Genomic DNA, 13417 nt, shown 5'->3' with positions numbered 1-13417 from the left:
CCTGTTCAGTGAAGCTGTATCCGCGAAGCGTGAAGTGCCCTTCGAACGACAGTGAACTGAGAGAAACGGTCGAAGCGTCTGGCTTGTGGCAACCCTGGGGCCATTTGGACCAGGTGTGATGCAGATCTTCTGCGGGGCACCTCGGACGGTGCAGAGAAGAATCGACTGATCAGACGACCATCAGTGTCGTCACAGACGAATTGCTCACGATTGGGTTGAAAAGTTGGAGCAGGGGCCAGAAAAGTCAGGTTGCTTCTGCTGTTTGCTGTGGTGGAGTGTCGGCCGTCATGGCGCCTCCGATCTCGATGTATCCAGTTTTGTGCCTTCAGGGCACAAAGTCATCAGCATTAAGGCGCATTGCCTCTGGGGCGATGCCGACCGATTGTTGAGACGGCGTGCCTGGCGCGCTCAGCAGCTCGATCACCTTCTGCCAGCATTGAGTTGATGCAGACAGCTCAAGTAGTGTGGGAAAAGTGTCGAATGATAGATGACAAAACAACTCAAAATCATCACGGCATTTGCTGCCTCACTGCTGGTTCTCTCGTGTTCTTCGGCAAGTAATACAATCAAGTTTGCCAGTAAAGAGGAAGCCTTTCTGGCGCAAGTGGAGTTCTTGAAAGAAAGCGGTGAAATTGTTGTTATGACCAGCCCGACCGATCAGGAGGTTGAGGAGCTCATGCAAGAAAAGCAGAACGTTCTAGAGGCAGTCTGCAAGACCGTGACCAGGATGGTCAGCACAGGCAAAGATGCGAATGGTGCTGCGTTGGAACGCTCTTCCTTGATCAAGCAACAGGAGTATCTCGATCAGAATTGTTCCTCCAGAGCAACGTCTTCTGTGGATCGAGATGAATTGTCGACACGAGAACTGGTCCAAACACGATCTTGCGACTTCTATGAAGCAACACGCCGGATTGTCTGCAAGGAGTGGCAGGTTCAAGGAGATGAGATCAGCAAGGAGGAATGGGAGGCAACCAAGCCAAAATATTTTTACTACAACTTTTAGATGCCTTTAAAAAGTTTTCTGCAACAAAAAATATGAGCATGTCTGTGTCAATGAAGACGGCAGAGATAACCAGCTGCGACGACCCGGTGTAGGAGATCGACTGAGTTGGTTCTGGATCTGGCTTTGAAGATCGGATTCGATTCCTTCTCAGTTCGTCGGGCTTCCCCCGCTCTCATCGCTTGAGAGGCTCAGTCTCTGCTCCAGGTGTCGCCGCAGTTGGCTTTGCTGAACTGCTTTTTGGCCAGGCGGTAGTCAGCGTTGTACTGGTCTAGTTGCTGACTGGCCAGATCCTGTTCTCCCTTGTCGTCTGTCGACGCAATCGTCATTCTCAACACCGACATCCGCGAGCCCAGCTTGTTCATTGTTCGGATGATGAATTCGCACTCGCTCATGGCATTGGCTGGCGCGGCGCTGGCGACCAGCAGCAGCAGGCTTACTGCGATCAAGCCCAGCAGATGGTTATGTAGGGTTGTTGATCTTGAATTCATTGAAAATGGCTTCGGCTTCGGCATACTCCTTCTTTTCTCTCAAATAATAGACTTGTGCTTTCCACCAGTCCCAGGTTTCCATCTGAATGAGCTCATCGAGAATGCGTTCGCGCACTGGCCTGTTGCAGTGGTTTTCAGATTAGATAGTGAGCCTTTGATGTCAATCCTCGGTAACATTCAGTCGTTTTAAACCGTATCAAGGGCTACGATGCCTGATGAGCAGTGTTGCTTGATGCAGAACGATTTCCATTACTCGGCGTCCATTTCTTTCATGGATGTGAGAGAAAATCTTCCTTCTGTCGATCCTGAGAATCTATCTCCCCAGGATGTGTTGGATATCCTTCTGCATCTGTTCCGTCAGAAACCAGGGTTTCTGGATCTCGGCCATGAGATCAACAACCGGGAGACCGGCTGGGTGAACGGCTATCTGTTCAGGTTGAAGCCCGACGGGCCGGAGGCGTTCGTGGTGGAAACCGTAGGCTCTAGCGTCGACAAGATGGCAGCGCTGCGCCAACAGCAACAGCAGTAATAACCAGGGCGGTTCTCCGCTCAGACCCTGCTGTAGCCGAGCCTTGTTTCGTGGATCTTCAGGGGCAGTCCGAAGGATTCCATCAGCGTGCGGCAGTCATCGCCCACCGTGCCGTACACCTCGATGCTGAAGCTGTCGCCCAGCTCGGCGTGTTTCTGGAGATAGGCCTGAACCGGTGGATTGGACACATGCGCTGCGAAGGCTGCATCGTTGGCGTAGACCTCCGACCACACAAAGGTCTGCGGGTCCTCCGGGTCCTGATCAAAGGTGTGGTGGAGCATGCCTGGCTCGGATGCCTCCACGGCTGCATCAGTCTCGCGGGCAAGCTCGAGGTAGTCGTCCACGCAACCCGTTTTCACATGGATGCGTGCCAGCAGTAGAAAGGGAGTTGCTGAATCGAACGTCGCCATGGCTGAGGAGGGTTGTTGTTGGAGTCTTGCCTGATCTGAACGATGCGTCTGTTCCCGCCGCCACGGCGGGGCCTGATTCAAGAGATCTGGGTATTCACCCTTTCAGATGCTGCTTCTCACAACTTCAGACGAATCCGAAGCGTTTTGCGGCTGCTGCATCCAACTCCAATCGGATCTGTGCGGCTGCCTCCCGAGCAAACGCCTTCTCATTCTCCTGAGCCGTGATGATCTGCTTGGTGAGTTCACGCAGCTTCTCAATGTCCTCGCAGGTATCGATCTCCCGGAAGGCTGCTTCAAGATGGAATCTCTGCTCCATCGACAAGTGATGGTTGGTCATAGCGGAAAGAAGGGGAATGGCCCCACCGAGGCTCGGTGAGGCAGAGGCTGGATGATGGCGTCTCAGACGACTGAGATGCTGAAGGGTGCGGCTGGGAAGCTTGTTGGCATCGGGTCTGTCTGACCATCAGCCATGGCTCTGGCGCGGCGGTACATCTCGCTGTTGGTTGCTCCCTTTCGCTCCATTGCTGATGCAACGACAGCCCAGTTGCGGTGTTCGGTGGTCATGGGAAGTCAAGACTTTGGACATCGAGAATCTCGCCATGAACCGCCTGCCGTCGTGAGCGCGGAAACCGCCCGCCGACCGAACATCGACTCTGCGCAGGGGTTTGATAGATCCCGTTTTGCTTGGCCTGATCAGTGGTCTGCGTCAGCGTTGATCTCGGTGTTGTCGTCAAACAGTTTCTGAGCAACGCCCGGGGCTGCTTGATGCACCACGCAGACCTTGCTCTCCCTGATGACCCGCTGCCCTGGGTCGCCCCCGTCACCCGCCTATTCCTACAGCCAAGATAATTAAGAAAAGGTTATGGCGCCCCGCCAAGGGCCAGTGACAGGGTGCGGGTGAATCCTTAAAACATTCTGGATTCCTTTTACCCAAAATGAAAACACCTCTACTTCTAGCGGCGCTGCTGCTGGTGGCTCCGGCCGCGGCAAACGCCCAGAACTCCAGTCGCGCTGGTTCCGATGACCCGAACATGTCTGGTACCACCCAGCGTATGTTCATCATTAACGCCACCACTCCTGGCGGACTGACCTTCTCCGGTGCGGGCACGGCGACATTCAACAACGCGGTCGGCACCTCCAATCAGTTCAATGTGGGCTCGACGACCAGCATTGGGGTGGACGCCAACGTGTCCGCGACCCAGGAATTCGACGGGATGTCGATGGGTGTGATGCAGATGGGTGCAGGCAGCAACCTGATGCAGACCAATGGCACCTCCTCCTCTGCCGCTGCAACCCAGGCCGCTTCTGCTGCCGCCAACTCAGTGGCAACCGAAACGGCTCAGCGTGAGTCCCATTCCACTGGTTGGGAAGAAGCCACCAAGGCCACGAATCTGTCGGCGACGGAGACTGGTAACTACGGAAGCTATGACCGTGATGGAGAGTGGAAATTCACCACCGCCTATGACACTCCTTGGGCAAGCCTGAGTACCTCTGTCAGAGACTCTTACGGGTCGAGTGGTCAATCATCTTACGAGTCTGAGCAGAGCAACTTCAGAGAATTCAAGAATGCTTATACGACCTCTTATAATGAGAGTTATAACTCCAGTTACAGCTCTGCGTACAACAACGTCATCACAAACAGTTCTTCTACTGCGACCGAGTCATCCGCGACCGGAATTATCAAGGGTACCTTCAATACAACTGAAAATTCCGTCACCGCGATCGGTCAAGAGGCTCAGTTAGAAGCGATTGTGGCGTCCGCACTGACGGCGGCTGATTCAACAAATGATACGACCGGTGGTGCATCCTGGACGGCTGCTTTCAATGCAGCCTATGAAGCCGGTTACTCTCAATCCATCGGAACCACCAACACTCAGAGTGATAGTGAAGTCACAGTTGAGGGCTTGGGTGCCATCGCCAGCGTGAATGCCGACGACAATTCCAGTTTCACTGTGAGCCTGGATCGTCTGGATGCGTTCAAGCTTGTGAATACGCAGGATAACTCGTCTGCAACTGCCAACGGTTCAGCCCTGGCAACGCTGTCGACCAACTCCTTCGCCACTCAGAACAACCAACGCACGGCGTCTGCCTTCATGCAGGCCTTCGCTGCGACGGACACATCGTCGACATCGTCGAGCACCCATTACGATGCAAGTGGAAATCCTATATATTAAAATACTTCGTCTTTTGAGGTGTGATGAGTCTGCTGCCTGAGTGCAGTGTTTGCGTGTCTGACTGGATCGATGTTCATCGGTTCAGTCAGGCTTTGATCCCGGTTGAGACTGATTCTTCAGAACTCGACTGGGATGCGTTCAAGGAGGACCAGCTTCAACAACCAGGGATTTCTGACTCCGGCCGCAGGGATGTGGCTGGAGTCTTTTCTGTCGCAGGGTAATCAAATCGCTGTGCTGATTTACCGGGGAATGAAGCAGTTGTCTGCGTTGTAGCCGATCAGGTTCATCACAACGATTGCAAAGAAGCAGCCAATGATAAATGCGCCGGCGACGATTTCATTTTTTAGATCAGCATCCACATGGAAGGTGAGCTGCTGACGATATTGAACACATCAATCTTCCGTTCGGCTGTAACAGTCGTGGCAATACGGCAGAGCTTACGCCCGCAAATGTCAGCGCCTTGATGACTCCTCGATGGAGAATTCACTAAGCAGCGATCGTGCGTCCTGGATTCTTTGCTGACGGGCCAGGTGCTTCAAGCGCGTATCCAGCCAGTGGCGCAGACGGGTCGTTGCCAGTTCCGGCGACGGATCATCCCAGCTGCCTGCCTCACCGAATGGAAACGTCATCTGTCTCCAGCGGTGCTTCACGATAACGGGGCTTGACCTTGGAATGCCTGTGCTTGGAAGACAGGTGGAGCAGAGCGGATGCTCTGTCGTGCTCCTCAGTCTTGGAGAGTTGGCGCACGAGATTCCAGGTGTCCTGGGCCGACATTTCGCCGTCGTTTTCCCATTTGATGCTGGAGAGGTCGGATCCAGACACTGCTGAGGAACCATGCAGGCAAGAAGCTACAAGCTCTCAACACAGCTCGGCCTCACAACAACACAATTGATACTTAAGAGATTTGGAAATTGTCGCATTGGATGCTCTGGCGGCCGGTTCATCGTTTGACGAACCCTTTCTCATCAGACTTCTCTTCGGTTTGTTGCCGGGTTGCCGGGTTGCCGAGCTTGCTGTCGATCCACCTTGAAAAGATATAAACACCGACAAACATCGGTGTGTACAGCAACCACATGTTGTCCAGCTGCAGTCCACTGTTGTTTGTGATGGTCAGGGCTAGATAGCTCAAGACCATGTAAATGGAAACGCGTCGAAGTGCTGGAAATTTGCTGAACATCTTCTCTGCCTCAAGGAGTTGATTCTACTTGACTTCTACTTTTTAAAGACGCCGTTGCAATCTCCGGGGGCTGGTGTGATGAAGCAGTGCCCCTCCGGAGACCAGTAGCCAAGTGCCGGGAACTTCAGCCCCTCAGCACGGGCCTTGGCGTTCACGTCACTGACGCCCTTTCCCTGCACAAGCACATTGCCCTTGACGTCCACCAGGTCCAGGAAATCGTTCTCTTTGGTCTCCGTCGTGGGATTTGCGTGGGCTCCGAGGGGGAGCATCAGGATCGCGGAGGCAATCAGCAGGCAGCGCATCTTGAAGACAGGAAATCGTGGATGTCAGTTCTTGGTGACGAGCACCGGGGTGCCCACTTTGATTCTGTTGAACACCTGAATCACATCATTGTTGAGCATCCGGATGCAGCCCAGGCTCACGGCAGCGCGAAGTTTCACCCAGCTGGGCCAGGCCGTGCCGTGGATGGCGTATTCATCCCGTCCGATCTGCACATAAGCCACGTAACGAACCCCAACCGGGTTCTCAGGACCCGGCGCGATTACCTTGCCTTTCTTGTGATAAACCGGCTGAGGATCCATCTTCGTGACGGCATAGCTTCCCTCCCGTGTCGGTGATTCAGGTGCCCCGATAGCCACCGGGTACTTGCCGATCTCCTTCCCGTCATCGAGAAGGGTGAGATAGCGATCCTTGAGGCTGATCCGGATTGAGGTCTCTGCCTGAGCCGGCGCCACCGAAACAATGCCGAGCCCCAGCAGGGCGGCCAGCAGGATCGGACGGATGGTCATAGGGGCCAAGAGGCTACCGAGAGCATTTTGACCTATTCGAAACGGGCTAGCGTCGCTCCGTCGAAACGACTGTCCCCGGCCGATGCCCCGTCTTTCCGGACCCTGCCGTGCCCTGCTGGCTGCTGCCGCGGCGGTGGTGTTCAACTCCCTTCCGGCGATGGCCGGGTTCACCCCCGAACAGCTGGCTGGTTTCGAAGTCACCCATCTGCGCGGCACCGTCAGCACGGTGCTGCCGGATCAGAACGTGCTCGAGATCATCGATCCCGAGGGGCACAAGGAGATCGTCACCGTCGGGATCGACCTGAAGCCCCTGGGCCTCAGATCGGGTGACCGTGTCGATATCTCGGTGCTTGACGGGCTGGTGGTGGATCTGGAGCGCAGCCGCGACAAGCAGCTGAGCTTCAACCGCGAAGACATCTATTTACCCACCGATATGGGTCCCCTCAAGAAGGGTATGCGGGTGGCTCTGGCCTCTGGCACAGCCAGGGTGATCAAGCTCTCCGAACGGGACCGCACGCTGAGCCTGATGGGGCCTCTCGGCGGTATCCACAACCTGGATGTGCTCGCCGACCCTGGTGACGATCTCTTCCCGAACCTGCGGGCGGGTGATGTGGTGAGCTTCCGTCTGATCCAGCCGGTGGCGGTGGATGTCGACAAGCTCGCTGCAGCCGCTGCCGCGCGTGGCACCAAGGTGGAGCAGCCCCTGCTGGCCACTGTGGTGAACGACAGCGCCAGCCTCAAGGCCGAATTGCTGCGTTCCTTTGAGATCACCAAGCTGCAGGGCACGATCCAGCGGCTGATGCCGGCCGAACGGGTGATGGAGCTGCGCAGCCCCTACGGCCACGACATGCTGATCACCTTGGGCGGCCAGTTCAAGGCCCAGGGCCTCAAGGTGGGAGATGAGGTGATTGTCGACATCCTCGATGGTCTGGTCGTTGACCTCCGCAGGAGCCCGATCAATCGTCTCACCTTCAAGCGGGAGGACGTGATCCTCTCCAGTGATTTCGGCGAGGTGCGCAAGGGGGCCCGGGTGGCGATGGCCACCGGCACCGCGGAAGTGGTGAAAGTGTCCGAGCAGGATCAGGAGCTGAGCCTGCGCGGCCCCTTCGGCGGGGTGCACAACCTGGATGTGCGTGGCGACATCAACGGCGATCCCGTGCAGACCCTCAAAGTGGGGGATTACGTGGAATTCCGGGCGATCAAGCCGATCGCCATCGCCGTGCGCGCTTTGAACTGATCAGATCTCCCGGTGGGAGGCGAGTGCACGCACCACGTCTCCCCGGGTGAGCACTCCGATCGGGGCCCGTTTCTCATCCAGCACGAACAGCCGCTGGGTGCTGCGGTCATGCAACTGGGACGCCGCCTTCGGCAGCGGCAGGTCGGCGGCACAGCAGTGAGTGCCCTTGCGCATCAGGTCTCCCACGGTCGTCCCCAGCACCTGATGCACCTGCTTGTCCCAGTTCAGTGGGTTGCGCAGGTAGATGACGCTGTCCAGAAGCATCACGTAGGGACCGGCGTCCACGCCGCTCTCCCGCACCATCAGGTCCTGCTCGCTGAGTTCTCCGACCAGGGCTCCCTCGCCATCCACCACCGGCAGGCCACTGATGTGATGGTCGCTGATCAGCTGCACAGCATCCTGCAGAACCGTCTCCGGAGAGACGCTGAGCACGGGCTGGGTCATCACATCCGCCACCGTCAGCTGCAGGACCATGATTTGCAGGAATCTGCCCGCATTCTGCGCCGTTGGCCTTCCCCTTCCGACAGCTCGCCGATGGACTCACCGTGGGACGGGCCGTCTCCGGTCTGCCGCTGATCCTGGCGCTGCAGCTCGGAGAGCGTCCGATCGCCTGGTGGTTGCTGCTGCTGGCGGGTCTCAGTGACGCCGCCGATGGCTGGTTGGCTCGTCGGGCCGGTGGGGGCAGCAGCTGGGGGGCCCGTCTGGACCCGTTGACGGACAAGGTGCTGATCTCCGCTCCGCTGCTGTGGCTCGCCTCCACCGGAGGCCTGCCGCTCTGGGCGGTTTGGTTGCTGCTGGCCCGCGAACTGCTGATCTCCGGCTGGCGCTCGCAGACCTCCGACGGTGCCCCCGCGTCGAGGGGCGGCAAGCTGAAGACGATCCTGCAGTTCCTCAGCCTGCTGCTGCTGCTCTGGCCACCCGCTTGGGGTGGCCATGCGGCGCTGGTGATCCTGGGCTGGTGGCTGTTCTGGCCGTCCCTGCTGCTGGCGTTGACGTCCGCTGTCGGTTACCTCAGGCCCCGATCAGCGTCGCATCGGAGCTGAAGTCCGGCTCCGCGGTGGGTGAGAGGGCGTAGTCGTTGGAGTAGCTGTCCGCCAGGCCCGCAGCCAGATCGAAGCTCGGCTGCCAGGCCAGCTCCCGTTCCACCCGGCTGATGTCGGTGAGGAAGTGGTTCAGTCGCAGCGGGAAGGCCTTGCGGGCCTTCGGATCAAGACCGGAGGGATCGAAGCTGCGCAGCTCCACGGTGTCGGGATCCCTGCCGCAGGCCCGTGCCGCCGAGCGGATCAGTCCCCGGAAGGTGATCCCCAGCTTGCCGGAGCAGTTGTAGATGCGATTGGCGGCAGCCTCCACGTCGATGCAGCGGGCCATCGCCTCGGCCAGGTCCTCCACATGACCCAGCTGGGTGATGGTGCTGCCGTCGCCGGGCAGGGGCACCGGTCGGTTGTTGACGATCCGATCGAAGAACCAGCGTTCGATCGGGTTGTAGTTGCCGGGGCCGTAGATGTAGGTCGGCCGGAAGCTGGTGAAGGGGATGCCTTCCGAGCGCAGCCAGGTCTCGGTGTCCGCCTTGCCGGCATGGCGGCTCTGCGGATCGATGGGGCAGTCCTCATCCAGCGGCCACTGGTCTGAGCCGGCATAGACGCCGGCAGAGCTCACGTAGACGAAGCGGTGCTCGGGGGCGCCCGTGATGGTCAGCACCCGGCGACTGTCCTCGAGCTTGCGGCCGGAGCTGTCGACGATCACGTCAAAGCGCAGCCCCTGCAGGGCCTTGAGCCCCTCCTCCGTGCTGCGGTCCCCGCGCAGGTGGGTGACACCGTCGGGAACCGGATTCTTGCCGCGGGTGAACAGGGTCAGCGCATGGCCCTGGGCCTGCAGCCTGGCCACGAGCGGCTTGCCGACGAAACGGGTTCCCCCCATCACCAGGATCTTCACGGCCGTCCAGCGAAAAGCGCAGTCATTGAAGCGCGGAGCTGCAGGATGGACGCCGCCCCGGTTGTTCGCCATGGAGATCATCCCCGCCATCGATCTGCTCGACGGTGCCTGCGTGCGGCTGCATCAGGGGGATTACGACCAGGTGACCCGCTTCAGTGATGATCCGGTGGCCCAGGCCCGCAGCTGGCAGGCCCAGGGCGCCACCCGTCTGCATCTGGTGGATCTCGATGGGGCCCGGCGAGGCGAGCCGGTGAACGATGCAGTGGTGCGGGCCATCACCGCCAGTCTTGATATCCCGGTGCAGCTGGGTGGCGGTGTGCGGTCGCTGGAGCGTGCCGAGGATCTGCTGGCCTGCGGTCTGGAGCGGGTCATCCTCGGCACCGTGGCCATCGAGCAGCCGCAGCTTGTGACGGAGCTGGCCGGGCGTCATCCAGGCCGCATCATCGTGGGCATCGATGCCAAGCAAGGCCGGGTGGCCACCCGCGGCTGGATCGAGCAGAGCGACGTTCTGGCCACGGAGCTGGCGGAGCGGTTGAGCGATGCCGCGATCGCTGCGATCATCTCCACCGACATCGCCACCGATGGCACCCTGGCCGGCCCGAATCTGCAGGCTCTGCGGGCCATGGCCGAGGCCAGCCGCGTGCCGGTGATCGCCTCCGGCGGCATCGGTTGCATGGCGGATCTTCTGTCGCTGCTGGCCCTGGAACCGCTGGGAGTGAGCGGCGTGGTGGTGGGACGAGCGCTCTATGACGGCCGGGTGGATCTGGCCGAGGCCATCAGCGCCATCGGTGAAGGTCGTCTGCAGGATCCCGTCGAGCACATGGCCGATCTGGCCTGATCCAGGTCCTGGCGTCCAGTCCGGCCAGCACGCCTTAAGGTGATGTTAGAGAAACCGGCTCTGTGCTAACGCGCTCCCTACAAGACGCGTCCTCCTCATCCCCCCCCCGGGGGGCTGCAGGATGTGTTCGAGCGCTGCCGCGGCCTTGGCATGCGACTCAGCCGTCAGAGACGCATGGTCCTCGATCTGCTCTGGTCTGAGCGCAGTCATCTCAGTGCCCGGGACATCTTTGAGCGCTTGAACGCCCGCGGCCGCAGCATCGGTCATACCTCCGTGTATCAGAACCTCGAGGCACTGCAGTCCGCTGGCGTGATCGAGTGCCTGGATCGGGCCAACGGTTGTTTATATGGCTACCGCAGCGATCCTCACAGCCATCTCACCTGTCTGGAGACCGGAGTGATCGAGGACATCGATGTGCAGCTGCCCGATGACCTGCTTCAGCAGATCGAGCGGCGCACCGGCTACCGCATTGAGTCCTACACGCTTCAGCTGAATGGTCGCCGCACCCTGGAGGAATGAGCCAGGGCTCGTTACGTTGACGGACAGCTCGTCGTCCGCCGCACCTTGGCTGTCACTTCTCCGGTGCGGATTCTGTTGCTGGCGCCGGATCTGCTTGCCGAAAGCCTCGCTCTGCAGCTGACCGCAGCCGACGAATCCCTGGAGGTGATGCTGCGTCCCGAGCAGCTGGCCGGTCACCCGGCCCTGGTGATCTGGTCGCTGGATCGCGTCATCAGCCTCACGGCCATCGAGCGCGAGGCACGTCGTTTGCAGGAACGCTGGCAACCGGCGCCGCTGTTGCTGCTGCTGCCTGCCGATCTCACCCTCGATCGCGACCAGATCCTCTCGCTGCCCGCGGCGGGGCTGCTGCAGAACGCCGACCTGGCGACGCTGCAGCAAGCCGTGGCCACCGTGCTGGGTGGTGGCCGGGTGGTGGATGTGAACCCGGTCGAAGCTGGGAGCTCAACAGCCGCCTCTGCTCCCATGGGACTGGGGCAGTGGTTGCTGGTGAGCGGCCTGCAGCAGATCAGTCAGGACCTGCAGATGATCGAGGCGCTGCTGATGCCGCCTCCGGCGGATCCATTGCTGCGGTTTCTGCTGGAGGGACGACGGCGAGAACTGGCGGCGGCCCGCTCGCTGCTGCTCTGGATCTGGGGCCCCCTGCAGCTCGGTCTGCAGGATGCGGTGCCTCTCACGTCCATACACGATCGCAGCGCTCCGGCGGCGTCCGCCTCCGTTGCGATCACGCTGAGAGAACGCAATGCCATCGCTGTCTGGGGTGCGATCCGCAGCCGTCTGGATGGTTCGGTGCAAGCCGGCCTGAGCAATGCCACCGGCAGTCTGCTGGCGCTGGAGGGCCTGAATCCGGAGCGTCGACGTCAGCTGTTGCTTGCACTTCTGCAGCAACTGGATCTGGTGCTCGCCAGGTTGCGCGGCAGCGATGGCGATCCGGTGCAGAGCGGAGCCTGGGCTGAACTGCAACCGGAACTGCGCCGCCAGGCCCTCACCGCAATGGCTGGCAGCTACGTCCGGCTCCCCAGGGAAGGCACGCTTCTGCCGGTGGCGCAGTTGCTGCTGGGGGAGGCTGATCTCTCCGCCGTTGATGAGGAGTTGCCGGATCCCTCCCGCATGCTCACCCCGCTGCTGGTGGATCAGCCGGTGCTTGTGAACGGTCAGCTGCTGCCGGCGGATGATCCCCGCGCTCTGCTGCAGCTGGAGTCGCTGGTGAGCAACTGGTTGGTGCGCACCGCCGAACTGATCAGCGCGGAACTGCTGGATGCCTGTGGTGCCTGGCCGGAACTGCGCCGTTATCTGCTGGGTGAGCGCTATCTGGCCACTCGGGAACTGGAGCGTCTACGCAACCAGCTCAACACGCAGTGGCGCTGGGAGGCCTGGATCGAGCGGCCCGTGCAGCTGTATGAGAGCCGTCGGGTGCTGTTCCAGTTGCGACAGGGACGGATCGAACCGCTCCAGCTCACCGAGCCGCGTGATCGGGAGCTCAATCAGCTCGGCTGGTGGCAGCGGCAGGTGGCGCTGCTGCTGGAGACCCGTGATGCGCTGGCCCCGCAGGTTCAGGCTCTGGTGCAGCGCATCGGTGATCTGGCGGTGGTTCTGCTCACCCAGGTGGTGGGCCGGGCGATCGGACTGATCGGCCGCGGCATCGCCCAGGGCATGGGCCGCAGCCTGGGACGGGGCTGAGCCGAGCGTCACAATGACGCCTGGTTCCGTCGTCTCATGGCATCTCTGCTCCGCCTGCTGCTCAGCCTGAGCGTCGCGCTGCTGCTGATCGTGCGTCCGGCCCACGCCGTGCTCAACGACGACAGTTACGACGGCAACATCTATGCGCTCTATGCCGGCAATGGATCCCTGGTGCCGCCGACCAGCACCCTGAAGGAATCACGGGCGGACGGGCGTACCTCGGTTCTCATCTTTTACCTGGATGACAGTGCCGTGAGCAAACGCTTCGCACCGGTGGTCTCCGAGCTGCAGCGGCTATGGACCCGCAGCATCGATCTGCTTCCCCTCACCACCGATGAGCTGCAGGGACGCGAGAGCGGAGCCGCCGCTGATGAACCGGCTCGCTACTGGAACGGGCGGATCCCTCAGGTGGTGGTGATCGCCCCCGACGGGCGGGTGGTGCTGGATCAGGACGGTCAGGTGCCGCTGGCGGTGATCAATGGCGCCATCGCTGAGGCCACCGGTCTGCCGGCACCGGAACTCCCGTCCATCAACCCGGAAGGACGTTTCAACGAGGTGAACATCGAGGTCACGGCGAACTGAGTGCTTCGCCGTTGATCCGCCTACGCTGCCGCCGAGTTTTCCCGGTTTCGCGGCCGGAACCTG

General features: G+C 60.3%; 19 protein-coding genes. 9 read left to right on the top strand and 10 right to left on the bottom strand.

The window, feature by feature from the left end; all coding sequences use genetic code 11:
• The first annotated feature begins 487 nt into the window (after nt 1-487).
• A complete protein-coding gene (locus tag SynA15127_RS09085; RefSeq protein ID WP_186483781.1) occupies nt 488-1003 on the top strand; it encodes a hypothetical protein in 516 nt (171 codons plus the stop codon).
• A gap of 188 nt (nt 1004-1191) precedes the next feature.
• Here the strand turns inward: SynA15127_RS09085 and SynA15127_RS09080 are convergent, their stop codons facing one another.
• Nucleotides 1192-1515, bottom strand: coding sequence for a hypothetical protein (locus SynA15127_RS09080; RefSeq protein WP_186483780.1), 324 nt, complete (start codon nt 1513-1515; stop codon nt 1192-1194).
• A 208-nt stretch (nt 1516-1723) separates the two neighbouring features.
• Between SynA15127_RS09080 and SynA15127_RS09075 the strand changes: the two genes are divergently transcribed.
• Nucleotides 1724-2020, top strand: a complete 297-nt coding sequence (locus tag SynA15127_RS09075; RefSeq protein ID WP_186483779.1) for a hypothetical protein — start codon at nt 1724-1726, stop codon at nt 2018-2020.
• Nucleotides 2021-2040: 20 nt separating this feature from the next.
• On the opposite strand, the gene SynA15127_RS09070 is transcribed toward SynA15127_RS09075, so the two are convergent.
• The 3 genes from SynA15127_RS09070 to SynA15127_RS09060 form a co-directional block, all read right to left on the bottom strand.
• Entirely contained in the window at nt 2041-2430 is a 390-nt protein-coding gene (locus SynA15127_RS09070) for a putative quinol monooxygenase (protein WP_186483778.1), read from the bottom strand.
• A 124-nt stretch (nt 2431-2554) separates the two neighbouring features.
• Nucleotides 2555-2746 carry a hypothetical protein gene (locus tag SynA15127_RS09065; RefSeq protein ID WP_255475658.1) on the bottom strand — a complete coding sequence of 64 codons (192 nt, stop codon included), beginning with the start codon at nt 2744-2746 and terminating at the stop codon, nt 2555-2557.
• An 83-nt stretch (nt 2747-2829) separates the two neighbouring features.
• Nucleotides 2830-2994 (bottom strand): hypothetical protein, encoded by a 165-nt coding sequence (locus SynA15127_RS09060; RefSeq protein ID WP_186483776.1) that lies wholly within the window; start codon nt 2992-2994, stop codon nt 2830-2832.
• Between the two features lie 371 nt (nt 2995-3365).
• On the opposite strand from SynA15127_RS09060, the gene SynA15127_RS09055 reads away from it, so the two are divergent.
• Complete coding sequence (locus SynA15127_RS09055; protein WP_186483775.1) at nt 3366-4604, top strand: hypothetical protein; 1239 nt, start codon at nt 3366-3368, stop codon at nt 4602-4604.
• A 452-nt stretch (nt 4605-5056) separates the two neighbouring features.
• On the opposite strand, the gene SynA15127_RS09050 is transcribed toward SynA15127_RS09055, so the two are convergent.
• The 4 genes from SynA15127_RS09050 to SynA15127_RS09035 all read right to left on the bottom strand — a co-directional run bounded on the left by SynA15127_RS09050 (nt 5057) and on the right by SynA15127_RS09035 (nt 6569).
• Nucleotides 5057-5233, bottom strand: a complete 177-nt coding sequence (locus SynA15127_RS09050; protein WP_186483774.1) for a hypothetical protein — start codon at nt 5231-5233, stop codon at nt 5057-5059.
• 311 nt (nt 5234-5544) lie between these two features.
• Nucleotides 5545-5781 carry a hypothetical protein gene (locus SynA15127_RS09045; RefSeq protein WP_186483773.1) on the bottom strand — a complete coding sequence of 79 codons (237 nt, stop codon included), beginning with the start codon at nt 5779-5781 and terminating at the stop codon, nt 5545-5547.
• Nucleotides 5782-5816: 35 nt separating this feature from the next.
• Nucleotides 5817-6083: a hypothetical protein gene (locus tag SynA15127_RS09040; protein WP_255475451.1), complete on the bottom strand. Its 267-nt coding sequence runs from the start codon at nt 6081-6083 to the stop codon at nt 5817-5819.
• A 24-nt stretch (nt 6084-6107) separates the two neighbouring features.
• On the bottom strand, nt 6108-6569 hold the full coding sequence (locus SynA15127_RS09035) for a L,D-transpeptidase (RefSeq protein WP_043691918.1): 462 nt from the start codon (nt 6567-6569) through the stop codon (nt 6108-6110).
• A gap of 82 nt (nt 6570-6651) precedes the next feature.
• Here SynA15127_RS09035 and SynA15127_RS09030 point away from each other — a divergent pair, with 82 nt between their 5' ends.
• Nucleotides 6652-7806, top strand: coding sequence for a hypothetical protein (locus tag SynA15127_RS09030; RefSeq protein ID WP_186483772.1), 1155 nt, complete (start codon nt 6652-6654; stop codon nt 7804-7806).
• On the opposite strand, the gene SynA15127_RS09025 is transcribed toward SynA15127_RS09030, so the two are convergent.
• Nucleotides 7807-8280 (bottom strand): CBS domain-containing protein, encoded by a 474-nt coding sequence (locus SynA15127_RS09025; RefSeq protein WP_186483771.1) that lies wholly within the window; start codon nt 8278-8280, stop codon nt 7807-7809.
• 32 nt (nt 8281-8312) lie between these two features.
• Between SynA15127_RS09025 and SynA15127_RS09020 the strand changes: the two genes are divergently transcribed.
• The gene (locus SynA15127_RS09020) at nt 8313-8849 is read left to right on the top strand and encodes a CDP-alcohol phosphatidyltransferase family protein (RefSeq protein ID WP_186483770.1); all 537 of its coding nucleotides are present in this window, start codon (nt 8313-8315) and stop codon (nt 8847-8849) included.
• On the opposite strand, the gene SynA15127_RS09015 is transcribed toward SynA15127_RS09020, so the two are convergent.
• Entirely contained in the window at nt 8818-9738 is a 921-nt protein-coding gene (locus SynA15127_RS09015) for an NAD-dependent epimerase/dehydratase family protein (protein WP_255475657.1), read from the bottom strand. The genes SynA15127_RS09020 and SynA15127_RS09015 overlap by 32 nt on opposite strands.
• 70 nt (nt 9739-9808) lie before the next feature.
• Here SynA15127_RS09015 and hisA point away from each other — a divergent pair, with 70 nt between their 5' ends.
• From hisA to SynA15127_RS08995, 4 genes are all read left to right on the top strand, one after another.
• Nucleotides 9809-10576 (top strand): 1-(5-phosphoribosyl)-5-[(5-phosphoribosylamino)methylideneamino]imidazole-4-carboxamide isomerase, encoded by a 768-nt coding sequence (gene hisA / locus SynA15127_RS09010; RefSeq protein WP_186483769.1) that lies wholly within the window; start codon nt 9809-9811, stop codon nt 10574-10576.
• A gap of 150 nt (nt 10577-10726) precedes the next feature.
• A complete protein-coding gene (locus SynA15127_RS09005) occupies nt 10727-11095 on the top strand; it encodes a Fur family transcriptional regulator (protein ID WP_255475656.1) in 369 nt (122 codons plus the stop codon).
• A 45-nt stretch (nt 11096-11140) separates the two neighbouring features.
• The gene (locus SynA15127_RS09000; protein ID WP_186483768.1) at nt 11141-12772 is read left to right on the top strand and encodes a DUF3685 domain-containing protein; all 1632 of its coding nucleotides are present in this window, start codon (nt 11141-11143) and stop codon (nt 12770-12772) included.
• A gap of 36 nt (nt 12773-12808) precedes the next feature.
• The gene (locus tag SynA15127_RS08995; protein WP_186483767.1) at nt 12809-13354 is read left to right on the top strand and encodes a thylakoid membrane photosystem I accumulation factor; all 546 of its coding nucleotides are present in this window, start codon (nt 12809-12811) and stop codon (nt 13352-13354) included.
• Nucleotides 13355-13417 lie beyond the last annotated feature (63 nt).

Source organism: Synechococcus sp. A15-127 (genome assembly GCF_014280215.1).
Lineage (GTDB): Bacteria > Cyanobacteriota > Cyanobacteriia > PCC-6307 > Cyanobiaceae > Parasynechococcus.
This window is presented reverse-complemented; position numbering and strand designations above follow the sequence as displayed.